This is a genomic window from Enterococcus sp. DIV0086 (assembly GCF_050498705.1).
Lineage (GTDB): Bacteria > Bacillota > Bacilli > Lactobacillales > Enterococcaceae > Enterococcus > Enterococcus faecalis.
The window spans coordinates 1361747-1384728 of the sequence record NZ_JBNIDN010000001.1 but is presented as its reverse complement, the minus strand read 5'-3'; the positions used below and the strand labels follow the sequence as shown (position 1 = coordinate 1384728).

At 37.1% G+C, this 22982-nt stretch carries 22 protein-coding genes and 1 other annotated feature; of the genes, 15 read left to right on the top strand and 7 right to left on the bottom strand.

The genetic code is table 11. The features are described from left to right. Window positions 1-22: 22 nt before the first annotated feature. The gene (gene cbpA, locus IGI63_RS06655; RefSeq protein WP_002365057.1) at window positions 23-661 is read right to left on the bottom strand and encodes a cyclic di-AMP binding protein CbpA; all 639 of its coding nucleotides are present in this window, start codon (window positions 659-661) and stop codon (window positions 23-25) included. Between the two features lie 285 nt (window positions 662-946). Between cbpA and rpmG the strand changes: the two genes are divergently transcribed. From rpmG to IGI63_RS06635, 4 genes are all read left to right on the top strand, one after another. After that, the gene (gene rpmG / locus IGI63_RS06650; protein WP_002356408.1) at window positions 947-1099 is read left to right on the top strand and encodes a 50S ribosomal protein L33; all 153 of its coding nucleotides are present in this window, start codon (window positions 947-949) and stop codon (window positions 1097-1099) included. Between the two features lie 20 nt (window positions 1100-1119). Further along, the gene (secE, locus tag IGI63_RS06645) at window positions 1120-1290 is read left to right on the top strand and encodes a preprotein translocase subunit SecE (protein WP_002356409.1); all 171 of its coding nucleotides are present in this window, start codon (window positions 1120-1122) and stop codon (window positions 1288-1290) included. A gap of 124 nt (window positions 1291-1414) precedes the next feature. Then, window positions 1415-1960, top strand: coding sequence for a transcription termination/antitermination protein NusG (gene nusG, locus IGI63_RS06640; RefSeq protein WP_002384070.1), 546 nt, complete (start codon window positions 1415-1417; stop codon window positions 1958-1960). A 110-nt stretch (window positions 1961-2070) separates the two neighbouring features. Beyond that, window positions 2071-2958: an alpha/beta hydrolase gene (locus tag IGI63_RS06635; RefSeq protein WP_429975538.1), complete on the top strand. Its 888-nt coding sequence runs from the start codon at window positions 2071-2073 to the stop codon at window positions 2956-2958. Between the two features lie 92 nt (window positions 2959-3050). On the opposite strand, the gene IGI63_RS06630 is transcribed toward IGI63_RS06635, so the two are convergent. Beyond that, window positions 3051-3773, bottom strand: a complete 723-nt coding sequence (locus IGI63_RS06630) for a MurR/RpiR family transcriptional regulator (protein ID WP_126254677.1) — start codon at window positions 3771-3773, stop codon at window positions 3051-3053. Window positions 3774-3850: 77 nt separating this feature from the next. Here IGI63_RS06630 and IGI63_RS06625 point away from each other — a divergent pair, with 77 nt between their 5' ends. From IGI63_RS06625 to IGI63_RS06615, 3 genes are read left to right on the top strand one after another with little or no spacing between them, the layout of a single operon-like run. After that, window positions 3851-5479 (top strand): peptide ABC transporter substrate-binding protein, encoded by a 1629-nt coding sequence (locus IGI63_RS06625; protein WP_010730862.1) that lies wholly within the window; start codon window positions 3851-3853, stop codon window positions 5477-5479. Between the two features lie 13 nt (window positions 5480-5492). Beyond that, complete coding sequence (locus tag IGI63_RS06620) at window positions 5493-6596, top strand: M42 family metallopeptidase (RefSeq protein ID WP_002356417.1); 1104 nt, start codon at window positions 5493-5495, stop codon at window positions 6594-6596. Beyond that, the gene (locus IGI63_RS06615) at window positions 6593-7438 is read left to right on the top strand and encodes a M55 family metallopeptidase (protein ID WP_002388425.1); all 846 of its coding nucleotides are present in this window, start codon (window positions 6593-6595) and stop codon (window positions 7436-7438) included. The genes IGI63_RS06620 and IGI63_RS06615 overlap by 4 nt, the downstream gene beginning before the upstream one ends. 64 nt (window positions 7439-7502) lie before the next feature. Here IGI63_RS06615 and sdaAA read toward each other — a convergent pair whose 3' ends face one another. After that, window positions 7503-8375, bottom strand: a complete 873-nt coding sequence (gene sdaAA / locus IGI63_RS06610; protein ID WP_002362308.1) for an L-serine ammonia-lyase, iron-sulfur-dependent, subunit alpha — start codon at window positions 8373-8375, stop codon at window positions 7503-7505. Between the two features lie 22 nt (window positions 8376-8397). Then, a complete protein-coding gene (sdaAB, locus tag IGI63_RS06605; protein ID WP_002414070.1) occupies window positions 8398-9066 on the bottom strand; it encodes an L-serine ammonia-lyase, iron-sulfur-dependent subunit beta in 669 nt (222 codons plus the stop codon). 375 nt (window positions 9067-9441) lie between these two features. Between sdaAB and lsa(A) the strand changes: the two genes are divergently transcribed. From lsa(A) to rplL, 5 genes are all read left to right on the top strand, one after another. After that, window positions 9442-10938, top strand: a complete 1497-nt coding sequence (gene lsa(A) / locus IGI63_RS06600) for an ABC-F type ribosomal protection protein Lsa(A) (protein ID WP_429975537.1) — start codon at window positions 9442-9444, stop codon at window positions 10936-10938. Between the two features lie 122 nt (window positions 10939-11060). Then, entirely contained in the window at window positions 11061-11483 is a 423-nt protein-coding gene (rplK, locus tag IGI63_RS06595; RefSeq protein WP_002356424.1) for a 50S ribosomal protein L11, read from the top strand. 111 nt (window positions 11484-11594) lie between these two features. Then, complete coding sequence (rplA, locus tag IGI63_RS06590; RefSeq protein WP_002356425.1) at window positions 11595-12284, top strand: 50S ribosomal protein L1; 690 nt, start codon at window positions 11595-11597, stop codon at window positions 12282-12284. A 62-nt stretch (window positions 12285-12346) separates the two neighbouring features. Continuing rightward, window positions 12347-12476: a sequence feature (ribosomal protein L10 leader region), on the top strand. Window positions 12477-12606: 130 nt separating this feature from the next. Next, complete coding sequence (rplJ, locus tag IGI63_RS06585; protein WP_002356426.1) at window positions 12607-13107, top strand: 50S ribosomal protein L10; 501 nt, start codon at window positions 12607-12609, stop codon at window positions 13105-13107. A 62-nt stretch (window positions 13108-13169) separates the two neighbouring features. Further along, complete coding sequence (gene rplL, locus IGI63_RS06580) at window positions 13170-13538, top strand: 50S ribosomal protein L7/L12 (RefSeq protein ID WP_002356427.1); 369 nt, start codon at window positions 13170-13172, stop codon at window positions 13536-13538. 122 nt (window positions 13539-13660) lie between these two features. Here the strand turns inward: rplL and IGI63_RS06575 are convergent, their stop codons facing one another. Both IGI63_RS06575 and IGI63_RS06570 read right to left on the bottom strand, forming a co-directional pair. Then, entirely contained in the window at window positions 13661-15163 is a 1503-nt protein-coding gene (locus IGI63_RS06575; protein ID WP_429975536.1) for a glucosyltransferase domain-containing protein, read from the bottom strand. A 193-nt stretch (window positions 15164-15356) separates the two neighbouring features. Further along, window positions 15357-16187, bottom strand: coding sequence for an AraC family transcriptional regulator (locus tag IGI63_RS06570; RefSeq protein ID WP_002356429.1), 831 nt, complete (start codon window positions 16185-16187; stop codon window positions 15357-15359). Window positions 16188-16335: 148 nt separating this feature from the next. On the opposite strand from IGI63_RS06570, the gene IGI63_RS06565 reads away from it, so the two are divergent. The 3 genes from IGI63_RS06565 (at window position 16336) to IGI63_RS06555 (ending at window position 21319) form a co-directional block, all read left to right on the top strand. Then, window positions 16336-17835 (top strand): amino acid permease, encoded by a 1500-nt coding sequence (locus IGI63_RS06565; protein WP_002359464.1) that lies wholly within the window; start codon window positions 16336-16338, stop codon window positions 17833-17835. Beyond that, a complete protein-coding gene (ebgA, locus tag IGI63_RS06560; protein WP_429975535.1) occupies window positions 17768-20890 on the top strand; it encodes a beta-galactosidase subunit alpha in 3123 nt (1040 codons plus the stop codon). The genes IGI63_RS06565 and ebgA overlap by 68 nt, the downstream gene beginning before the upstream one ends. A 180-nt stretch (window positions 20891-21070) precedes the next feature. After that, window positions 21071-21319 carry a GlsB/YeaQ/YmgE family stress response membrane protein gene (locus tag IGI63_RS06555; RefSeq protein ID WP_002356434.1) on the top strand — a complete coding sequence of 83 codons (249 nt, stop codon included), beginning with the start codon at window positions 21071-21073 and terminating at the stop codon, window positions 21317-21319. A gap of 206 nt (window positions 21320-21525) precedes the next feature. Here the strand turns inward: IGI63_RS06555 and rlmD are convergent, their stop codons facing one another. Then, a complete protein-coding gene (rlmD, locus tag IGI63_RS06550; RefSeq protein WP_002359466.1) occupies window positions 21526-22896 on the bottom strand; it encodes a 23S rRNA (uracil(1939)-C(5))-methyltransferase RlmD in 1371 nt (456 codons plus the stop codon). Between the last annotated feature and the right edge of the window lie 86 nt (window positions 22897-22982).

Here is a 22982-nt window from a genome sequence, read left to right as displayed (position 1 = left end):
CCTAAGATAAAGGTCGTAAATTTTACTCGTCTTCTAAATTTTCCAATTCTACAACTTTAAAATTTTTCCGCTCTAAATGTTCTACAATGGCTGTACACGTTTCGGCAGTTGTGCCGGCTGGTAAAGTAATAAGTGTGCGACGAACAAATTCTTCACTATCGACATCCAATGTAATACAGCTGGCGATGCTGCTATATTTGGCAATGATTTTTGAAATGGCTGCTAAGTCGCCTTGTTGACCAACTGAAGCAATTGTTAAAACGTAGCTCCCTTGTTTTACATTCCAAGATTGCGCTAAAATATTTAATAAGGTGCTGTGTGTTAAAATGCCGTAAAAATAATTATTTTCATCTAAAACAGCAATGTAAGGTAGTTCTTTAATAGTAAAAAATACCTTGAAAAATGAAGTGTTGACATAAATAAATTTTGTGGCATTTTTTAACAAATAGGTAACAGGTAAACTCATATCGCCACCGTTTGCTTTATGGCGGTAAATATGCATTTTATAAATATTTCCTCGGAAAATTTTTCCAGATTCGTCTAAAATTGGGACACAACGGTAACCTGAGTCTTCTAAAATAGAAAGAGCTTCTTCTAGAGTACAAGATTCATTGACGGTTGTTAAATTATCTTTTTTAATAACTACAGATTTTAATAACATAAACAGGCCTCCTAAGGGTTCATTTTTAATAAATTTATCATATCATAACTTAGCAGAAAACAATAGCTGAGACCTCAGAATAAAAGCAATTTTGTTAAAATAAATAGAAAATAAAGAAAAATCAGATATTTTATAAAAGAAATCAAGCACGTATTCGCGATAATGGTAAAAAATTACGTAAGAATCGGCACAGCGCTTCTTTAAAAAGTAAATTAAACTTTGACAACTTTTTCGAATAATGGTACTGTTAAGAAGTAAATTTGTGAATAGAGGAGGTCGAAGAACATGGCAACAAAGAAAGCAGCTCTTGCTTGTTCCGTTTGTGGCTCTCGCAACTATTCTAAATCCGTTAGTGAAGGTAAACGTGGCGAACGCTTAGAAATCAATAAATTCTGTAAATATTGTAATCAATACACGTTACATAAAGAAACGAAATAGATTTAGAGGAGGGTATCAACATGAAATTTTTCCGCAGCGTTGCTGATGAGATGAAGCAAGTAACTTGGCCAACAAAAAAACAATTGCGTAAAGATACATTAGTTGTAATTGAAACATCTATTTTATTTGCAGCATTGTTCTTTATCATGGATACTGTTATCCAAACGGCATTTGGCTGGATTTTAAAATAATTAATTCTAGTATTTCCCGACGAGGGGTGCTATAATAGTATTCGAGAAAAAGCTTCGGGAAACTGAGCTTTTTTTATTTGCTCGAAAAAAATAAACTAAAACATTTAAAGGAGCCGAATCAGTAATGGAAACTTTTGAAAGAAATTGGTACGTATTGCACACCTATTCAGGCTATGAAAATAAAGTAAAAGCAAACATTGAATCACGTGCACAAAGCATGGGGATGGGCGATTATATTTTTCGTGTCGTTGTACCAGAAGAAACAGAAAAAGAAGTCAAAAATGGTAAAGAAAAAGAAATCGTTCATAAAACTTTCCCTGGTTATGTGTTAGTGGAAATGATTATGACCGATGATTCTTGGTATATTGTTCGTAACACGCCAGGCGTAACTGGTTTTGTAGGCTCACATGGTGCCGGTAGTAAACCCGCTCCTTTATTACAAGAAGAAATTAACCACATTTTACGTTCAATTGGCATGAGCACCCGTCAATCAGACTTAGAAGTAGCGCTAGGCGATACAGTGAAAATTATCGAAGGTGCCTTTTCTGGTCTTGAAGGTGTTGTGACAGAAATCGATGAAGAAAAACAAAAATTAAAAGTAAACATCGATATGTTTGGTCGTGAAACAAGTACAGAATTAGACTTTGAACAAGTCGATAACATTGATTAATAAACAAGCTGACAAACTATTGTTCAGCTGATTGATACAGATTGTAGGGTCTGGAAAAGCAGTCAACTGACTTCTTTTCCAAGCCCTTTTTTAGTTCATCGCAGAAAGGAATGAAAAAAATGAAACATGCCCAAAAATATCGTTATTTTTCTTTGCTAATGGGTCTTGTTCTATTATTAAGTGCTTGCCAAATTGGGGCAACCACGAAGAATGACAATCAAGCCGTCACAAAAGAAGCAACTGTTGAGTTAAACCGCACAACAACACCAACACTTTTTTTTCATGGTTACGCAGGAACTAAAAATTCGTTTGGCTCGTTACTGCATCGCTTGGAGAAACAAGGTGCCACAACTCAAGAATTAGTGCTACTCGTTAAACCTGATGGGACCGTGGTTAAAGAGCGAGGAGCTTTAAGTGGCAAAGCGACGAATCCCAGTGTTCAAGTTCTATTTGAAGATAATAAAAACAATGAATGGAATCAAACAGAATGGATAAAAAACACATTACTCTATTTACAAAAAAATTATCAAGTGAACAAAGCCAATATTGTCGGGCACTCTATGGGCGGTGTTAGTGGCTTACGTTATTTAGGAACCTATGGGCAAGACGCATCGTTACCTAAAATTGAAAAATTCGTCAGCATTGGAGCACCCTTCAATGATTTTATTGATACGAGTCAACAGCAAACCATCGAAACGGAACTAGAAAACGGCCCCACAGAAAAAAGTAGCCGCTATTTGGATTATCAAGAGATGATTAATGTTGTTCCAGAAAAACTGCCCATTTTATTAATTGGTGGTCAATTAAGTGCAACAGATTTAAGTGATGGAACGGTGCCGTTATCTAGTGCCTTAGCAGTCAACGCCTTGCTAAGACAGCGAGGAACTCAAGTCACTAGCCAGATTATTAAAGGAGAAAATGCACAACATAGTCAATTACATGAAAATCCTGAAGTAGATCAATTGCTAATCGAATTTCTATGGCCGAGTAAAAAATAGCAAAAAGGCACATGTTCCATAAAAAAAGGAACATGTGCCTTTTTCTATACTTTGGCTAGCAAAATAGCTTTTTTCAGCTATAATAAATAAAATTATTTATTTTTAGGAGATATTGGCATGGAATCCTCATGATTTAAATAAGCACAAATCAAGGCTTCAAAGGTGATTAATGTTTGGCCAAAAAACATTTGTGGCTGAGCGACACTTGTTGAAAACGGGCTGTAAGAGTCAGTTGAAAAAACGAGATCTGCCAGTCGACCAAGAGTTGAATTTTTGGCGCCAACAAAAGAAATGATAGGATGTTTTTTCTCTTTCGCAAGCAGAGCTGTTTCTTTTAAGTATTTTTCTTCACCAGAATGTGAAAGAATGATAAAAAGAAAATTCTGATTATTTTGACTATTTATCGAATGAGTATGGGCTGTTGTGATGCTGGGGATGCCATGAAAATTGAAAACTTCACTAATGTAAGCCGCCAAATGTCGTGAAAAGTCATGACCTAAAATAACAAATAAATGACTCTTGTGTTTGGCAAGCAGTTGACAAAACTCGTTGGTTGTTTCAAATGAAGGCGCTGTTTCAAAAGGGATTGGCTGAGAAAAATGGGCTTCTTTTAATTTGTAAATAAGTTCATTATAACCTGATAAATTTAATTTTTTGGCTAAACGAATGATGGAACTAGGCGAAGAAAAGCAGTGTTTGGCAACTTCTCGAATACTCAAATCGGCCGCGTTCGTACTTTGTTGATCCAAATAATACAAAATCTGACTTTCTGTTTTCGTTAAATGGTACGTTTCTTTTAAGTAATCTAAGTTCATGAGCAAACCTCCTTTATCAGATTATAAATAATTTTGTGGGAAAAAGGTATCAAAAAATAAAAAAATGAGGTGTTTTTATGAAAAGGGCAACAAAGCAAAGGCTGTCTTTGGCAGCAATCATGGTTCTACTTCTCTCGGGCTGTGGAAGTGTTGGGAAAGAAACCAAAAAGCAAGAACAACAGGTATTACGGGTCGGGATTGATTCGGAATTATCAACGGCAGACGTGTCGTTGGCAATGGATAATACCGCAGCAGATGTAATGAGCCAAGTAGGGGAGGGACTTTTCTCCTTTGACGAAAAAGGAGAAGCGAAACCAGCATTGGCAACTGAAAAAGTACAGCCCTCCAATGATGGTTTAAGCTATACTTTTACGATTCGAAAAGATGCAAAATGGAGTAACGGCGAGCCAATCACAGCAAATGATTTTGAATACTCTTGGAAGCGCACAGTGGACCCAAAAACAGCTTCCCCGCAAGCGTATTACTTTGAAGGGTTAAAAAATTATCGTGCTATTGTTGACGGTAGCAAATCTAAAGAAGAGTTAGGGGTAACAGCCATTGATGACCATACCTTGGAAGTAGAGCTAAGCTATCCTATGAGTTATTTTCAACAATTATTGGCGGTACCAGCTTTTTATCCTTTAAATGAAGCATTTGTCGAAAAAACGGGCAAAAACTATGGTACATCAGCTGAGTCAACACTTTACAATGGCGCCTTCACATTAGAAGGTTGGGATGGCACGAATAATACTTGGTCCTATGTGAAGAATAAAAATTATTGGGATCAAGCGAATGTTTCGCTAGATAAGGTGGATGTCCAAGTAGTTAAAGAAGTCAATACTGGGAAAAATCTTTTCGAAGGGAAAGAATTAGATGTTGTAAAAATTTCTGGAGAAATTGTTGCACAAGAACAAGGCAATGCAGCTTTGAAAATTCGTGAAATTCCTGGAACGTATTATATCCAATTAAATACGCAAAAAGATCTTTTGGCAAATAAGAATGCACGTCGAGCAATAGCATTATCATTGAATTCTGAGCGTTTAGCTAAAAATGTTTTAAATGATGGCTCAAAAAAAGCACTTGGCTTCGTGCCAACAGGTTTCACTAATCAAGAAACGCAAAAAGATTTTGCAGAGGAATTAGGAGATTTAAATCCTAGTGAACCAGAAAAAGCGAAAGAGTTATGGCAAACGGCTAAAAAAGAATTAGGAATTGAAAAAGCGGAGCTAACGATTTTAAGTTCGGATACAGAAAATGCTAAAAAAATCAGTGAGTATGTTCAAGGAGCTTTAGCAGATAATTTAGAAAATTTAACAGTCAATGTTTCACCAGTTCCTTTTAATAATCGTTTAGAAAAAAGTCGCAGCGGAGATTTCGACATTGTGGTTGGTGGCTGGACGCCAGTATATGCTGATCCAATCGATTTCTTAAACTTACTGCAATCAAAAAATTCCAATAATTTTGGTAAATGGTCTAATAAGACCTTTGATCAGTTGCTTCAAGAAGCAAACGTAACTTATGCAAATAAATATGAAGAACGTTGGAAAACATTACAAAAAGCGGATCAATTGGTTGCGGAAGAAGCCCCCCTAGTTCCTCTTTATCAATTAACAGAAGCACGCTTAGTGGCCGATTCTGTCCAAAATTTAGTCTATGGTCCATTAGGTTCAGGCTATTACAAATCAGTCTCTATCAGTGACAAGTAAAGGTTGGGAAAAAATGAAAAAAAGTCAAGCTGTTCAATTAATTCAGGAACTTTCAAATGCTAATGGTGTTTCAGGCTTTGAAACAGAAGTCGTTAGAATCCTTCAACATGCAACTGCGGATTTTACTATTCAACGGCTAGATGCCATTAAAAATTTATATCTTGAGAAGAAAAATAATCTAAGTGAAGGTCCAGTTGTGCTTTTTGATGCCCATAGTGACGAAGTGGGTTTTATGATTCAAGCAATTAAAGAAAACGGCTTGTTGCGTTTTCTTCCGTTAGGTGGCTGGGTCCCTAATACGATTTCTGCACAAAAAGTTCGGATTCGTAACCGGGAAGGCACCTATCTGCCAGGCGTAGTTACTAGTCGGCCCCCTCATTTTATGACACCAGAGGAACGTCAGCGGCCATTAACCATTGCTGATTTGACGATCGACATTGGTGCTACCTCAAAAGAAGAAGTAATTGAAACGTACAAAATCGATCTTGGTGCACCGGTCATTCCAGATGTGACGTGTTGTTACAACGAACAGACAGATCTTTTTTTAGGAAAAGCTTTTGATTGTCGCATTGGCTGTGCTTGCTTAGTGGACGTCATGGAGGAGTTGAAAGAAGAGACACTTCCATTCAAGTTAGTTGCGACAGTAACTGCACAAGAAGAAGTTGGCGAAAGAGGAGCACTTATTGCCGCAAAACAAGTCAATCCTGATTTAGCTATTGTTTTCGAAGGCTGCCCGGCTGATGATACGGCAGAAACGCCAGAGATGATTCAATCAGCAATGGGAAAAGGACCGATGTTACGTTATTTTGATGTTTCTATGATTACGAATCCGGAATTTCAAGAGTATGCACTAGAGATTGCTAAAATACACAAAATTCCTGTTCAAGTTTCTGTTCGAAGTGGTGGTGGAACCAATGGCATGGCGATTACACAAGTTCAAGGAGCCCCGACGATTGTTGTAGGAATTCCTGTCCGTTACGCTCACACACCCCATTGCTATGTAGATTTTCAAGATTACCAAGCGGCGAAAGAATTAGTCATTCAATTAATCAAAAATTTAGATGCTGACAAAATTCAAGCACTGGTTCAGCCATTGTCAAAGGAGTGGAACAAATGAAGATTTATGTATCATGCGATATTGAAGGATTAGCAGGTATTGCGACATTTGATATGGAAAAAGAAGACACCGTTTTATTCCGAGAATTATATCACCAACATGTGGCTTGGTTAATTGAAGGGATTCAAAAGAGTGCCAAAAATGAACAAATTACAGAAATTACTATTGCCGATTCGCATAGCCGTGGATTGAATTTAGCTTATGCGCGCTTGGCAGAAATGGATGAACGAATTTCCTTAGTGAGCGGCTTTCCTCGCATGGATTATATGATGAGTGGCTTGGATAGTAGCTATGATGTGGTCTTTTTCTTAGGTTATCATGCCGGTATTGGTAAACAAAAAGGGAATATGGATCATGGGTATAGCGCTAGTGTTGCTTATGATTTAAAAATAAACGACTTAGCGATGAATGAAACGACAATTAATGCAGCTTACGCTAGCGAATTAGGTGTCCCTGTTGGTTTAATTATCGGTGAATCAGGCTTAGAGGAACAACTTTTTCAAGAAAAAATGATGCCCGAAGTTCCCTTTGTTTCCACCAAAGAATCTCTGGGACGTTATGCAATCAAAAATAGACCCATGCAACAAGTTCGGGAAGCTATCGTAGCGACTACAAGTCAAGTGTTAACTTCCTTTGCGTTGTCTGAATTACCCAAATATACTTTGCAAACGCCAGCAACCGTAAAATTGCAATGTGTGACGACAGCACAAGCAGATCGTATTGAAATGTTACCAATGATTAAACGCATTGATGGTAGAACCGTTTCATTTGTGGGTGAAACGATGAAAGATGTCATGAATGGAATTGTCGCTGTGGTTGGTTTAGGCGGAACAAGTTATTAAAGAAGAAGCTTACGGAAAAAACGAATGGACGTTTTTTTCTGTAAGCTTCTTGCAATAGTTATTTCTATTTTTGTTTCTCTAGAATTTCTTTGCTTAAACGTTGTGCAGTTGGTGTCACCGCAAGACCGCCTTCAGCTGTTTCCTTGAAAATTTGTGGCATTTGGCGACCCACTTGGTACATTGCGTGGATGACTTCATCTGGTGGAATGACACTTCGAATCCCCGCTAAAGCCATGTCAGCTGAGATGAAGGCTTGAGAAGAACCTAATGCATTTCGCTTCACGCAAGGGACTTCAACAAGTCCCGCAACAGGATCACAAATGAGGCCCATCATATTTTTTATCGTAATGGCCACAGCTTGAGCAGATTGATCAGGCGTACCGCCAGAAGCCGCAACTAAAGCGGCGCTCGCCATTGCACTAGCAGAACCGACTTCAGCTTGACAACCACCTTCGGCACCACTGATTGAGGCATTGTTGGCAATCACTAAGCCAAAAGCCCCAGCTGTAAATAGAAAATCCAATTGTTGCTGATGCGTTAACTTTAAGCGATCAATAACTGCCAACAAGACACCAGAAACTACCCCGGCACTGCCTGCGGTTGGTGTAGCACAAATCAAGCCCATTTTTGCATTAACTTCATTAACAGCAATCGCATTTCGCACGGCTTGTAAAATGGTCTCACCGCTTAAAAAGTTGCCTGAATGTATGTAATCATTTAAGCGGGTTGCATCGCCACCAGTTAACCCTGTTACTGAGGTAACACCAGCGATTCCTTCAGCGACGGATTGTTTCATAACGGCTAGATTTTTTTCCATTGTTTCAATAATTCGTTCACGAGAATACCCGCCATGAGCCATTTCTGTTGCAATCATTAATTCGCTCACAGAAGGGTAATCTTTCGCTTGAGCTACCAAATCTTCAATTGAATAAAACATCGTATTACTCCTTTACGTTCATTTAGTCAAAATAGTTAACGCTATATATATGAGGGATTTCAGCTAATTGCATGACAATGTCACCGACTTCGGCTTGATCAACTTCAATAATCATAATCGCTTTTTCCCCTTTAGATTCTCGGGTAACGGTCATTGTACTAATATTGATATCGCTAGCTGAAAGGATGTTGGTCACCTTAGCAATCATGCCAGGAACATCTTGATGAACAACGATAAATGTTGGCGTGCCCATACTTAAAGACAATTTGAAGCCATTTAATTCAGAAATTTGAATGTTTCCACCACCAATTGAAATTCCTGTCACAGATAGTTTTCGGTCGCCAGAAGAAACCACAATTTTAACGGAATTAGGGTGGTCTGCTTTTTCACTTTTAGGAATAAAACAAACTTCCATTCCTTGTTCATAGGCAATTTCCAAAGAATTGGCTAGTTGCTCATCATCTGGTTCCATGCCTAAAAGGCCGCCAACTAAGGCGATATCTGTTCCGTGACCACGATAAGTTTTGGCAAAAGACTCATATAAATAAATGTCAACGCTATCAGGTTGCTGTCCAAAAATACTGCGAACCACTTTTCCAATTCTTGCCGCTCCAGCTGTATGAGAACTGCTTGGACCAATCATAACGGGTCCGATAATATCAAAAACACTATTAAAGCGTAACTCTTCCATTTCAGCACCTTCTTCATTAGAATATGTTTTCATTGGAAGTCTAACACAAAAAATGGCGGGGAACTAGGCAATCGCTTGTGTTTTAGCGAATAATTTAAATTTTTATCAGAATGAAAGCAAGGGGCCTTCGTTGACAAATCAGTGAAGAGATGCTAAATTTTAGATAATAAAAGACGAAAAGAGGGATTCGTGCGTTGAAAATTTAAGTTAATTTTTTAGAGAAACTGTATAACTTTGCCTGAATATAACGGGTGGAGTGTGCGGATTTTCGGAAATTAGCTTAAAGAATTCAACCACGGGTCTTTTTGTATACCTTGGATTGATGCCGCTGATTTCCGTAAAGCTGCATCAATTTTGCTTTATGGAGGTATATTTATGTCGAAAATTGAACTAAAACAACTATCTTTTGCCTATGATAATCAAGAAGTATTGCTTTTTGATCAGGCAAATATCACGATGGATACCAATTGGAAATTAGGATTGATTGGCCGCAATGGCCGTGGGAAAACAACCTTATTAAGATTGTTACGAAAGCAGTTGGATTACCAAGGAGAGATTCTTCATCAAGTCGATTTCGTCTATTTTCCACAAACAGTTGCAGAAGAACAACAGCTCACTTATTATGTCTTACAAGAGGTGACTTCTTTTGAACAGTGGAAATTAGAACGAGAATTAACGCTTTTAAACGTTGATCCTGAAGTTTTATGGCGGCCCTTTTCTTCTTTATCAGGCGGCGAAAAGACGAAAGTTTTATTAGGTCTTCTTTTTATTGAAGAAAATGCCTTTCCTTTAATTGACGAGCCAACAAATCATTTAGATCTAGCTGGCAGACAACAAGTGGCTGAATATTTGAAGAAAAAGAAACACGGGTTTATTTTAGTCAGCCACGATCGGGCATTTGTTGATGAAGTGGTTGATCATATTTTGGCGATTGAAAAAAGTCAATTGACACTGTATCAAGGGAATTTTTCTATTTATGAAGAGCAAAAAAAATTAAGAGATGCTTTTGAACTAGCAGAAAATGAAAAAATCAAAAAAGAAGTCAATCGCTTGAAAGAAACCGCTCGTAAAAAAGCGGAATGGTCGATGAACCGTGAAGGTGATAAGTACGGCAATGCTAAAGAAAAAGGGAGCGGGGCGATTTTTGATACAGGAGCCATTGGTGCCCGGGCAGCGCGCGTAATGAAGCGCTCGAAACATATTCAACAACGCGCCGAAACACAATTAGCAGAAAAAGAAAAACTATTAAAAGATCTTGAGTATATTGATTCTTTGTCAATGGATTATCAGCCAACGCATCACAAAACATTATTGACGGTGGAAGAGCTTCGTCTGGGCTACGAGAAAAATTGGCTATTTGCGCCAATTTCTTTTTCAATAAACGCGGGAGAAATTGTTGGAATAACAGGAAAAAATGGCTCAGGAAAATCGAGCTTGATTCAGTATTTGTTGGGGGATTTTTCTGGAGATTCAGAAGGCGAAGCCACTTTGGCTCACCAATTAACCATTTCTTATGTGCGCCAAGATTATGAAGACAATCAAGGAACTTTATCTGAATTTGCAGAGAAAAATCAGTTAGATTACACCCAATTTTTAAATAACTTACGAAAACTTGGGATGGAGCGCGCCGTTTTCACTAATCGAATTGAACAAATGAGTATGGGCCAACGAAAAAAAGTCGAAGTAGCCAAATCATTGTCTCAATCAGCTGAGCTTTATATTTGGGATGAACCCCTTAATTACTTGGATGTGTTTAATCATCAACAATTAGAAGCGCTAATCTTATCTGTGAAGCCTGCAATGCTAGTGATTGAGCATGATGCGCATTTCATGAAGAAAATAACGGATAAAAAAATTGTCTTGAAATCATAAAAACATCTTGAAAAAGTAAAGGGAATCCTGTATAGTAATAGGGTATGTTTTAAATGTACGTTGAGTGGGAGGGGAAATCTCAACCCCATTAACCACGCACGAGAACTTAAGGAGGTATTTTCGTGGCTAAAAAAGTAGAAAAAATCGTTAAATTACAAATTCCTGCGGGGAAAGCAACACCAGCTCCACCAGTAGGTCCAGCGTTAGGTCAAGCAGGTATCAACATCATGGGATTCACTAAAGAATTCAATGCTCGTACAGCTGACCAAGCAGGCTTAATTATTCCAGTAGTAATCTCTGTATATGAAGATCGTTCATTTACATTCATTACTAAAACACCACCTGCTGCAGTCTTATTGAAAAAAGCTGCAAAAATCGAAAAAGGCTCAGGTGAACCAAACAAAACTAAAGTTGCAACAGTTTCAAGCGATCAAGTGAAAGAAATCGCTGAACTTAAAATGGCAGACCTAAACGCCGCTGACGTTGAAGCAGCAATGCGCATGGTTGCAGGAACTGCACGAAGCATGGGTATCATCGTAGAATAATTTTTATTCCACACTTACTCAAAGAAGTAGCTTCTCAGTTCGTTTCATATTTAAAGATATGAAAGACGTGGGAGGTACAACCGTTATAACCACAATCAAGGAGGAAACAAAATGGCTAAAAAGAGCAAAAAAATGCAAGAAGCATTGAAAAAAGTTGATGCTACAAAAGCTTACTCAGTTGAAGAAGCAGTAGCTTTAGCAAAAGATACAAACATCGCGAAATTTGACGCAACAGTTGAAGTTGCTTACAAATTGAACGTTGACCCTAAAAAAGCAGACCAACAAATCCGTGGAGCAGTTGTGCTTCCAAACGGAACTGGTAAAACACAAACTGTTTTAGTATTCGCTAAAGGCGAAAAAGCTAAAGAAGCTGAAGCTGCTGGTGCAGATTTCGTAGGCGACGACGACATGGTTGCAAAAATCCAAGGTGGATGGTTCGACTTTGACGTAGTTGTTGCGACTCCTGACATGATGGCTACAGTTGGTAAATTAGGCCGTGTCTTAGGACCAAAAGGTTTAATGCCAAACCCTAAAACTGGTACTGTAACAATGGACGTTACAAAAGCGGTTGAAGAAGTTAAAGCTGGTAAAGTAACTTACCGCGTTGACAAAGCTGGTAACATCCACGTACCAATCGGTAAAGTTTCATTTGATAACGAAAAATTGGTTGAAAACTTCAACACAATTAACGACGTATTATTGAAAGCTAAACCATCAACTGCTAAAGGTCAATACATCAAAAACATTTCAGTAACAACAACATTTGGACCTGGAATCCACGTTGACCAAGCTTCTTTCTAATTTGAAAGAAAATAATTAAAAAATTCTTGACTCACTCACTTACCCTATGGTAAAGTGAGTGAGGTTAATAATTAACTGTACCGAAGACAGTAGGTGACGCAAGTCTTAATTTCCTACCGAGGACAATTGTTGAGTTATATACAATTCGGTCCCTCTATGTCTACGGTGGCATGGAGTTTTGTTGTTTTACACGACTTTTTGAAAAAAAGCCGATGTAAAACAATACTTGGCGAACGAAGTGAGCGAAGTTTCATTTGATTCTTCTACTTTACATAACGTAAACCAAGTCCAACTCCACCATCAAAATCAGGAGGTGAAATAAATGAGTGAAGCAGCAATCGCTAAAAAAGAAACCCTAGTTCAAGCAGCCGCTGAGAAATTTGAATCAGCAGCATCAGTTGTAATCGTGGACTACCGTGGTTTAACAGTTGAAGAAGTCACTAACTTACGTAAACAATTACGTGATGCAGGCGTAGAAATGAAAGTCATCAAAAACTCAATCCTTTCTCGTGCAGCTAAAAAAGTTGGTTTAGACGGCTTAGACGAAGTCTTTACAGGCCCAACTGCTGTCGCATTCAGCAACGACGATGTAGTAGCACCAGCTAAAATCATCGACGAATTTGCTAAAGATGCAAAAGCATTAGAAATCAAAGGTGGCGTCATCGAAGGAAAAGTTTCTTCAGTGGAACAAATTACTGCCTTGGCAAAACTACCAAACCGCGAAGGTTTACTATCTATGCTATTATCTGTATTACAAGCGCCAGTCCGCAACGTGGCTTACGCTGTCAAAGCAGTGGCAGAGAAAAACGAAGAAGTTGCTTAATTGCAGTCTAATTCAAACAAATAAAAAACAAACAATTTTAATTTAAATGGAGGAAATTCAAAATGGCATTAAACATTGAAAACATCGTTGCTGAGTTAGAAACAGCAACTATCTTAGAACTAAGCGAATTAGTTAAAGCTATCGAAGAAAAATTTGACGTATCAGCAGCAGCTCCTGTAGCAGTAGCTGGACCAGCAGCAGGTGGAGCAGCAGAAGAACAAACTGAATTCACTGTTGAATTAACAGCAGCTGGCGATCAAAAAGTTAAAGTTATCAAAGCAGTTCGTGAAGCAACTGGCTTAGGCTTGAAAGAAGCTAAAGCTGTAGTTGATGGCGCTCCTGCACCAGTTAAAGAAGCTGTTTCTAAAGAAGAAGCAGAAGCTTTAAAAGCTGCTTTAGAAGAAGTTGGCGCTTCAGTAACAGTAAAATAATTCATTCAACTTTTGAATGTTCGAGAACCCTTGTGTGGCAAGGGTTCTTTTTTTATAGCAAACGGTAGTTGTCTTTTGCTAAAACAACTACCGCTAGTAAAATATCTATAAAATTTAATTGTCTACTTTGACAAATTAACAACAATACAATCATCTACCACTCGGATAGAATCTTTGCTAGGCCAGACATTCATTTCTGCTTGTAAAGCTTTGTGTTTTTCAAAATCTTCTGGTGTAGGATCATTAAAATTTAATCCAAATGTTTTCATATAGAGTAAAGTATTTAAACTAGTATGCACCGAGTTAGGCATGAATTCAAATAATGAGACACCGTTTGTTTCACCTTTTATATTTGAAACATTCCGAGGAGAACGATTTCCATACATTAAAAGTTTATAGGATTCTGGATTCTCAACTTCCATTGAATAAATATTATTTGTAATCATTTCCGCAGTACGTAAATCTTCTTCCGCTGTTAGATACTCAGAATATTCTAGGTTGGTTGTTTCCCGGACTTGAATAAAAGTAAAGAGAATTACTATGCCAACTAATAAATGTTTAAGCACAAAGTTGTATCCCCAGTAAATCATAATAAAGATGAGTAATAACGCTAAAACAGCAGGGAAGTTAGGCACTTCACCTCTAATTGCCGGACGTTTTCCACCTAAAATTGTAAACATGAGTGGAGTGATTAGAATACCTAACAAGGTAATAAAGATGAAGAAAACATTTTTGCGTTTCAGATAGGACATATTAATTAATACAATGACCAGTAAAAGAACACATATCAAAAACAGCGGTGTAAAAAAAGTGTCTCCGACTGTAGGGAAAAATAGTTCTTTGGCGTAATCTTTAATATCATTGATAGAATCTATCAAGAGACGTTTACCCCAAAGAATCATATTATCTAGATAGGAGCTTTCAACGTTTAAAACTTTTTTCGCTAACATCGCCATTAGTTGAGATAGAACGAGAGATGAAATAGCTAGTAGAATAAAATGACCAATTTTGAAGGCATAGTCTTTAAAAGAAATTTTAAGATCATTTAACTGAGCAAAATACAATGTCATTAAAATCTTGAATAAAACTAAGGTACACGCAAATACAAAGAATGATTGGTACATAGTAAGTGTAAATGTCAGCAACAAAAAGCCGAATAATTTAAAAATTTTATTGGGAATATGGTAAATAGCAATGAGAGAAAGTATAACCAAACAGATACCTAATGAAAATTCAAAATTTTGTAGGACGAAGTAAAATTGTTCGCTAAATAATTGACTGGTTGGAAAAATACTTGGGATAATATATAAATACTTTTTGTTATAAATCTGCTTAGTTGAAAGATCAACATAATAGCACAACAAGATAGTGGCGATAGCAAAGAAAATAATAGCTAACAAATTTAAAAAATAAACATTTACATAGTTGTATGTTAAAAGCTTTAAAGCTACTAATCCTGGTCTACCAATGGAAACCCAATGTTTTAAATAGCCTCTGTAATTAGTCATTAAGTGCATAGTATCAATAGCGTAAGTATTGTTAAATAGTTTAATACCATAAGTGGCAAAGACAATAAAAAAGCTGTAGATGGCTAAACCTTTGTTTTCTTTAATAAAATGTTTCATTTTTCTCTCCAATATTGTTTATTTGCTAAAACTTGTAAATTATTTATTGATTTTGATTAGTCTATATATCACACTCCCACCTATAATAAAACCCTAATTAATTATAAAATAGATAAATTATAAGAACTACCTAAATTTGAAAATTATTAAATAAATTGTTTTTTCTTTAACTACAGATAAGCAACAATTTATTTTAAGTCAAAAACTGTTGACGATATTGTCGAGGTGTCATCTCTTTTTTCTGGAAGAAAAATTTTGAAAAATAAGAAGGTGAAGAAAAACCTGCTTCAAAACTGATTTCCGTGATGGTTAAGGAACTTTTTCTTAATAGAGAACAGGCTTTTTGCAATTTTAAGTTTTGTACATAAATACTAGGATTTGTTTGTTCATAACGCTGAAATAGCTTAAATAAATAGCTACGATCAATGTTATACTCAGAAGCTAATTGACTAATTGAAAGATTGTTTGAAAAATTTTCGTGAATAGCCATTTTAATTTGGTTAAATAATTGTTGGCTTTGATTTTCGTGCTGTGTAACGGAATGATGCTCTAGATAATTCAACAATTGAAAGCTTTCACTTAAACTGCCAAAATGATTATGTTTCTTCGCTTCTTGGTAAATATTTTTAAATAAACTTTCTAATTTCTTATCAACAGTTCCTTTTAAAATACAATTTTCGGTAGTCAGGCCTATTTTTTCTAAATACTGAGACGAAAGATCTCCAACAAAACCAACCCAATGATAGGTCCAAGGATTTTGCCGATTAGGATAATAAATATTGCGACAATTGGCTGGAATCATAAACAAATCACCAGCGGTAATGTGTTGTTTTTCCATAAAGGGTGTTGAAAAATAGCCTTCACCATCGCTACAATAATGTAAAACCCAATAATTAATGGGTGCAAACTCAGTTGGTTTTGTCGGACGGCATTTTTCATAGCCAGCTTCATAAAGATGAAATTCTTGGCTAATAGGTTGATCATTAATCAGGATGCTGACATTATTTGTAAAAACATTTTGCATGCTATCACCTCTTTATAAGAGTATGTAAAGGCTTTCTAAAAGTCAACATCTTTACAAGAAATAGGCAACATTTTTTATTTTTAAAAAACTGTAAGCGTTTTACAATGTGTGAGTACTAATTAATTTGATAAAGAGAGGATGTAGTAAAATGGCAACACATTCACGGGAACGATTAGGTTCTGTCGCATTGATGCTCATGACTTTTTCAGCGGTTTTTGCCTTTCCCAGCATTGTTAACAACAGTATTCAGATTGGCCTAGCAACTATTCCAGGCTATTTATTCGGCTCTATTTTTTACTTTTTACCATTTATTCTAATGATTGCAGAATTTGCTTCTGCTAATTCTGAAAATGAATCAGGTGTTCACAGTTGGTTGGAATCTGTGCTAGGACCTAAATGGGCATTTTTAGGTGCTTGGTCGTATTTCTTTGTCAACTTGTTTTTCTTCTGTTCATTGCTACCGAATACATTGATTTATGGTTCATACGCTTTTTTAGGTCAAAACGTTTTTCAAGGAAACCATAGTACTAAAATAATTGCAGTGATTTCTATTCTGTTATTTTGGTTAATGACATGGGTTTGTATTAAAGGGGTTTCGTGGATTTCGAAAGTGACTAGCTTAGCGGGTGGTGCTCGTTTATTTATGGGCGTAGCTTTTGTGGTTTTAGCCTTTGTCGTCGTGTTTGGTTTTGGCAATGAACCAGCACAAGAGTTTACCACGACGTCAATTATGCCAACTTTTAATTGGACTTTTTTCATGACGATGGCGTGGATTTTACAAGCTGTTGGCGGTGGTGAAAGTATTGGTGTATATATTAAGGATGTTAAAGGCGGCAATAAAACGTTTGTCCGCACGATGATTGGTGCAACGATTGCGGTCGGCATCATGTATATTCTTGGCGCCGTTGCTGTAGGTTTGGTAGTGCCAACGGACGTCTTAAAAGGAAACTTTTCAAATGGTATTTTTGATATCTTTAAAATTTTAGGTACGTATTTCCATATTCCCGCAGCAATGATGGTGCGCTTAGTAGGAATTATCTTATTTGTCGGAAGTCTTGGTTCTTTGGCTCTGTGGACGGCAGCACCAGTTAAAGTATTTTTCTCAGAAATTCCTGATGGGGTCTTCGGTAAGTGGCTAGTGAAAACGAACGAAGAGGGAAATCCAACCAATGCTTTGTTAGTTCAAGGAATTATTGTGACGATTTTAGTTGCCATTCCAGCATTAGGAATTGGAAATATGGATAGCTTTTTAGAAACGTTAATTAATATGACAGCTTCTACGTCATTAGTGCCTGTCTTGTTCTTGTTAATCGCCTATATTGGGCTTCGTTGGAAAAAAGAAACAATGCCGAGAAGTTTCCGCTTTGGTAATCGAACCTTTGGCTTAATTGCGGGAATTTTCTTATTAGCCATTTTTATCTTTGTATTCTTTATGTCAACTGTGCCGGATCCAAAATTAATCATGGAAGAAATCAATGGCACGTTACCGAAAGGAACCGCTAGTCCACTGGGCATGTTGGCGTATAACATTATTGGGTTAATTGTCTTTATGGGCTTTGCTTGGATTTGTTGGAAACGATATGAAACAAAAGAAAAAAATGAAGTTGGTAAAGGAGAAATGGATTATGAAGACTTGGGAAAATTATAAAGTAGATAGTATTAATCGGTTGCCTGGACGAGCACACTTTTCGAGCTTTCCTTCGAAAGAAACAGCGTTATTAAATGAAAATAAATATACACAAGCATACAAAAATTTAAACGGATGCTGGCATTTTCTCTTTTTAGAAGCGCCAGAATACAGCCCAGAAAACTTTTTTGCGACGGACTTTGATACAAGCCAAATGGATCAAATCACTGTTCCTGGAAATTGGCAAGTCCAAGGATATGGCAAAATGCATTACTCTGATTTATGGTACAATTTTCCCATTAATCCGCCGTATGTACCAACGGAAAACCCAACAGGTATTTACAAACGGACATTTGCTATAGATGAAACATTTCACGATAAAAAAATCATTTTACGTTTTTGTGGCGTAGATTCAGCTTATCATGTTTGGGTGAACGGCCATGAAGTTGGCTACAGTAAAGGTGCACGAAATGAAGCAGAATTTGACATTACGCCTTACACTAAAATTGGTGAAACAAATGATTTAACGGTGCGAGTCTATCAATGGTCAGATGGTACGTATTTAGAGGATCAAGATATGTGGTGGTTAAGTGGTATTTTTCGTGATGTTGAATTACTCGGTGTACCAGAAAATGGGCTGGAAGATTTCTTTATTATTTCCGATTTAGATGATTCGTATCAAAATGGCCACTTGGCAATTACGGGTAAATTTTGGCAAGACAAAGGACAACAAGTTCAATTGGAGTTGATGGATCAGCAGGGAAAAACGGTTCTTAAAGAGACTGTCGCAGGAAATCAAGGTACGGTTGAATTTTCAGCGAGTTTACCGTCTGTCACTGCTTGGTCAGCGGAAAAACCATACTTGTATCAGCTATTTATCACTGTTTTTTCTGAAGGGGAAGTCGTCGAAGTTATTCCGCAAAAAGTTGGTTTCAGAAATATTCATGTATCTGGTGAGACTTTCTTAGTCAATGGTGTGGCCATTAAACTAAAAGGAATGAATCGTCATGATTATAATCCGAAAAATGGTCGAGTGGTTAGTCGTGAAGAAATTGAAAAAGATATTCGTTTAATGAAACAATTTAATATTAATGCCATTCGAACCAGTCATTATCCAGCATCTGCTTATTTCTATGATTTATGCGATGAATATGGAATGTATGTGATTGATGAAACTGATTTGGAATGTCACGGCTTTGAATTAACTGGAGAATATGATTGGATTAGCAACGATCCAGAATGGGAAACGGCTTATGTTTCTCGGATGGTACGGATGATTCAACGGGATAAAAATCATCCATCAATTCTCTTTTGGTCGTTAGGAAATGAATCTGCGTTTGGTCATAACTTTATTGAAATGGCCCGTATTGCCAAAGAAATGGATCCGACACGCTTGGTCCATTATGAAGGTGATTTTGAAGCAGAGGTCACGGATGTCTATTCTACAATGTATACGTGGTTGGAACACCCAACTAGAGAATTACTGATGAATACGATTATTGAAAATTCAAAAAAACCGCATATTTTATGTGAATATTGTCATGCGATGGGGAATGGCCCTGGGAATTTAAAAGAATACCAAGAGCTATTTTATGCTCATGATAAATTACAAGGTGGCTTTATTTGGGAATGGTTTGACCATGGCATTGAATCTGTAACAGATAACGGTGAAGTTTATTATCGTTATGGCGGCGATTTCGGCGATGATCCAAGTAACAAAGATTTTTGTATTGACGGGATGTTGATGCCTGACCGTACGCCATCTCCTAGCTTGTATGAATACAAAAAAGTCATTGAACCCATTACAACTAGCGTTATTGACGTTCTGTCAGGTGAATTCTCATTATTGAGTCGGTTTGACTTTGAAAACTTGGCTATCTTTAAGCTGGTTTATACAATTACTGAAGATCAAACAGTAATTCAATCAGGGACAGTAGCAGTGCCAGCAATTGCTGCTAGAGAAGAAGGAAGACTGCACTTACCTTATCATTTAGATTTTCCTAAAAAGGCAGGAGCCGCCTATTATTTAACTCTTTCATATCAATTGAAAGAAACGACCGCCTATGCATCTGCTGGTCATGAATTAGCTACCGCACAGTTTGAATTGCCAATTGCAACGCCAGGGATCGAGATCACACCAGTTGGCACGATGATGGCAAAGGAAATTGGCCCTCATTTATACATTGAAGGACCAAACTTTTCAATTAATTTTGATAAAGTGAAGGGCGCCTTAACGAATGTGACACGAGATGGTAAAAAATTATTGCATAAAGGGCCGAAATTTACATTTTGGCGGGCACCAATCAGTAATGATATGGAAATTATTGATGAAATGAAGAAGAAATATTTCTTACATTTAGAGCATGAAATTGTCCGTTCTTTTGAGTGGAAAAAAGTTGATGATTTTATCCAAGTCATCGTAAAAACAATTAACGGAACGACTAACAGTGCTTGGCATTATCAATGTACCTATCAGTATTTAATTGCACCAAATGGCGAAATTTTCTTCGACTTAAAAGGTAGTCCTGCTGGTAAAATTGAAAATGCGCCAGATATGTTACCACGTTTGGGTGTGACTCTCCATTTAGACAAGTCTCTATCAGAAGTAAAATATTTCGGTAAAGGGCCGAGAGAAAACTATGTAGATTCACAAGAAGCTGGTTTACTTGGCGTTTATGATGCTACAGTGACGGAAATGTTCACTAATTATGTTGTTCCACAAGCCAATGGTAACCACATGGCGACTAAATGGTCCGCATTCACGGATGATCGCGGCCAAGGGGTAGTAGCAACAGCGGCTGATTCATATAATTTTAGTGTTTCTTATTTTGAAGAACAAGCGCTAGATGTTGCTAAGCATACCAATGAATTACAAGAAAGTGAGTATGTTGTTTTAAATATCGATTACAAACAAAACGCCCTAGGTAGCTACTCTTGTGGCCAGTGGCAATTAGAAAAATACCGGACTACGTTTGAAGAATTCCAATTGGCATTCCGCTTAACACCTTTTAATAATAAAGAGATTCAAGCAGCGGATGTCGCACATGAACGAGTAAAACGACCAACAATTTCTTAAATAAAAGCTCAGAACAGTGCACTTCGGTCTCCTGTTCTGAGTTTTTTTAATGAAATTATCAGAAATTATTGCTTTTTTTTCATGGAAACAAGCAAACTATTTTGTTATCTAATAAAAGTAGTCCATAATAGTAACATAGCGAATTATTCGCTAGATAAAGCATTTAGGAGGAATTATTTTATGCATACTTTATGGGTTTTAATCGTTGGTGCTGTTATCGGTGCTATCGCTGGCGCACTTACAAGCAAAGGTCAATCAATGGGTTGGATTGCGAATATCGTTGCCGGTTTAGTTGGTTCATTTATCGGAGAAAAAATCTTAGGTAGCTGGGGTCCTCACGTAGCAGGTATGGCAATTGTGCCATCAATTATTGGGGCAGTAATTTTAGTTGCTGTGGTTTCATTCTTCTTCGGACGAAAAAATAGCTAATTAAGTAAATAATTGTTTAATTAGTTAAAGGAGGTCGGGACAGAACCGTTTAGCTCCGAGAAATAAGAAGAAATTTCCGAAAATTGCTTTTTAATTTTTGGATAATTTCGGCTTATTTCCGAAGGAGTTGGTTCTGTTCCCGCCGTTTATCAGTTTTTGAGCGTGGAGCAAAAATCCAAAGTGATTTTTGTCCCACGCTCCTTTTTTTATTTTCTCGTTAATTTTACGACAACTTCACAACGAGCGGTTTGTGGAAACATATCAACAGATTGTAAATAGTCTACTTGATATACTTTGGCTAATTGAACTAAATCACGTGCTAACGTGGATACATTACAAGAAATATACACCATTTTCTTAGGTGGTTGTTTCAAAAGGGCCGTTAATAATTTACGATCCAAACCAGTCCGTGGGGGATCAACTACAATGGCATCAGGTTTAAAGCCTTCTTTGAACCATTTAGGTAATAAGTCTTCAGCTGTTCCAACAGCATAATGTGTGTTCGTAACACCAAGTCGTTTTGCATTGAATCTAGCATCGTCAATTGCGGCGGGAATGGTATCCATACCACGAACTTGATGCGCTTGTTTCGCTAAACTTAAGCCAATGGTCCCGACGCCACAATAAGCATCAACAACAGTTTCGTTTGGTTGTAAATCTAAGGCCTTGATTCCTTCATTATATAAAACTTCCGTTTGTTCTGGATTCAATTGGAAAAATGCTCGCGGCGATAAATCAAAGACAACGTCGTTAATGTGTTCTTCAATGCTTTCTTTGCCCCATAAGTGAAGGGTATCATCACCCATTACTAGAGAGGTTTTTTTATTTTGGACATTTTGCATAATAGAAACAACTTCTGGTAATTGTTCATTAATTGCGCGAACCATTTTTTCTTTTTGTGGAAATTTCTGCGATTGTGTAATGAACACTACTTGGACTTCGCCAGTTTGGATGCCCACTCGAACCATTAATGTTCGAAAGATACCACTATTTTTACGTTCATCATAAATTGGTAATTGAAAGTCATTCAATAAATCAACTAATGTATTCATCACCTTGGTTGTCGCAGGCTGTTGGACCAAACAGTTATCAATCGGTACTAATTGATGTGAATCAGCTTGATAGAGACCAGCTTCTACTTGGCCATCGATTTGGCGTAATTGGAATTGGGCTTTATTTCGATAATTCCAAGGATTCTCCATCCCAATTGTTTTTCGTAGTTCATAGTTTTGATAATTGGCTGGTTTAAATTTGTTAAGTGCCTGCTTTAATAAATCTTTTTTAAAGTCTAATTGTGCTTTGTAGGCTAAATGTTGTAGTTGGCAGCCGCCACATGTTTCATAGACAGGACAAGGAGGGACCACGCGATCTTTAGCAGCTTTTTTGACAGATTGAAGGGTTCCTTCAGCAAATTTGGGTGTAACATTTGTGATCGTGGCAGTCACTTCTTCTTTCGGTAGCGCCCCAGGAACGAAAATAATTAATTTTTTATAATAGCCGATACCTTCGCCATTAATTCCTAATCGTTTAATTTTTAAAGAAATTTGTTGGCCTTTTTTTACTAGTTGTTGGGTCATATTCTTTCATCCTTTAGTCATCTCACATTTTTCACTTCCTTCCATTTTAGCACATTTTTATTTATTTGGCTTCCAAGGATTCTATG

Excerpts from the sequence above, each read along its gene's own strand:
- cbpA (WP_002365057.1), bottom strand. The coding sequence starts at position 661 with ATGTTATTAAAATCTGTAGTTATTAAAAAAGATAATTTAACAACCGTC.
- rpmG (WP_002356408.1), top strand. The coding sequence starts at position 947 with ATGGCAACAAAGAAAGCAGCTCTTGCTTGTTCCGTTTGTGGCTCTCGC.
- secE (WP_002356409.1), top strand. The coding sequence starts at position 1,120 with ATGAAATTTTTCCGCAGCGTTGCTGATGAGATGAAGCAAGTAACTTGG.
- nusG (WP_002384070.1), top strand. The coding sequence starts at position 1,415 with ATGGAAACTTTTGAAAGAAATTGGTACGTATTGCACACCTATTCAGGC.
- IGI63_RS06635 (WP_429975538.1), top strand. The coding sequence starts at position 2,071 with ATGAAAAAAATGAAACATGCCCAAAAATATCGTTATTTTTCTTTGCTA.
- IGI63_RS06630 (WP_126254677.1), bottom strand. The coding sequence starts at position 3,773 with ATGAACTTAGATTACTTAAAAGAAACGTACCATTTAACGAAAACAGAA.
- IGI63_RS06625 (WP_010730862.1), top strand. The coding sequence starts at position 3,851 with ATGAAAAGGGCAACAAAGCAAAGGCTGTCTTTGGCAGCAATCATGGTT.
- IGI63_RS06620 (WP_002356417.1), top strand. The coding sequence starts at position 5,493 with ATGAAAAAAAGTCAAGCTGTTCAATTAATTCAGGAACTTTCAAATGCT.
- IGI63_RS06615 (WP_002388425.1), top strand. The coding sequence starts at position 6,593 with ATGAAGATTTATGTATCATGCGATATTGAAGGATTAGCAGGTATTGCG.
- sdaAA (WP_002362308.1), bottom strand. The coding sequence starts at position 8,375 with ATGTTTTATTCAATTGAAGATTTGGTAGCTCAAGCGAAAGATTACCCT.
- sdaAB (WP_002414070.1), bottom strand. The coding sequence starts at position 9,066 with ATGGAAGAGTTACGCTTTAATAGTGTTTTTGATATTATCGGACCCGTT.
- rplA (WP_002356425.1), top strand. The coding sequence starts at position 11,595 with ATGGCTAAAAAGAGCAAAAAAATGCAAGAAGCATTGAAAAAAGTTGAT.
- rplJ (WP_002356426.1), top strand. The coding sequence starts at position 12,607 with ATGAGTGAAGCAGCAATCGCTAAAAAAGAAACCCTAGTTCAAGCAGCC.
- rplL (WP_002356427.1), top strand. The coding sequence starts at position 13,170 with ATGGCATTAAACATTGAAAACATCGTTGCTGAGTTAGAAACAGCAACT.
- IGI63_RS06575 (WP_429975536.1), bottom strand. The coding sequence starts at position 15,163 with ATGAAACATTTTATTAAAGAAAACAAAGGTTTAGCCATCTACAGCTTT.
- IGI63_RS06570 (WP_002356429.1), bottom strand. The coding sequence starts at position 16,187 with ATGCAAAATGTTTTTACAAATAATGTCAGCATCCTGATTAATGATCAA.
- IGI63_RS06565 (WP_002359464.1), top strand. The coding sequence starts at position 16,336 with ATGGCAACACATTCACGGGAACGATTAGGTTCTGTCGCATTGATGCTC.
- ebgA (WP_429975535.1), top strand. The coding sequence starts at position 17,768 with ATGAAACAAAAGAAAAAAATGAAGTTGGTAAAGGAGAAATGGATTATG.
- IGI63_RS06555 (WP_002356434.1), top strand. The coding sequence starts at position 21,071 with ATGCATACTTTATGGGTTTTAATCGTTGGTGCTGTTATCGGTGCTATC.
- rlmD (WP_002359466.1), bottom strand. The coding sequence starts at position 22,896 with ATGACCCAACAACTAGTAAAAAAAGGCCAACAAATTTCTTTAAAAATT.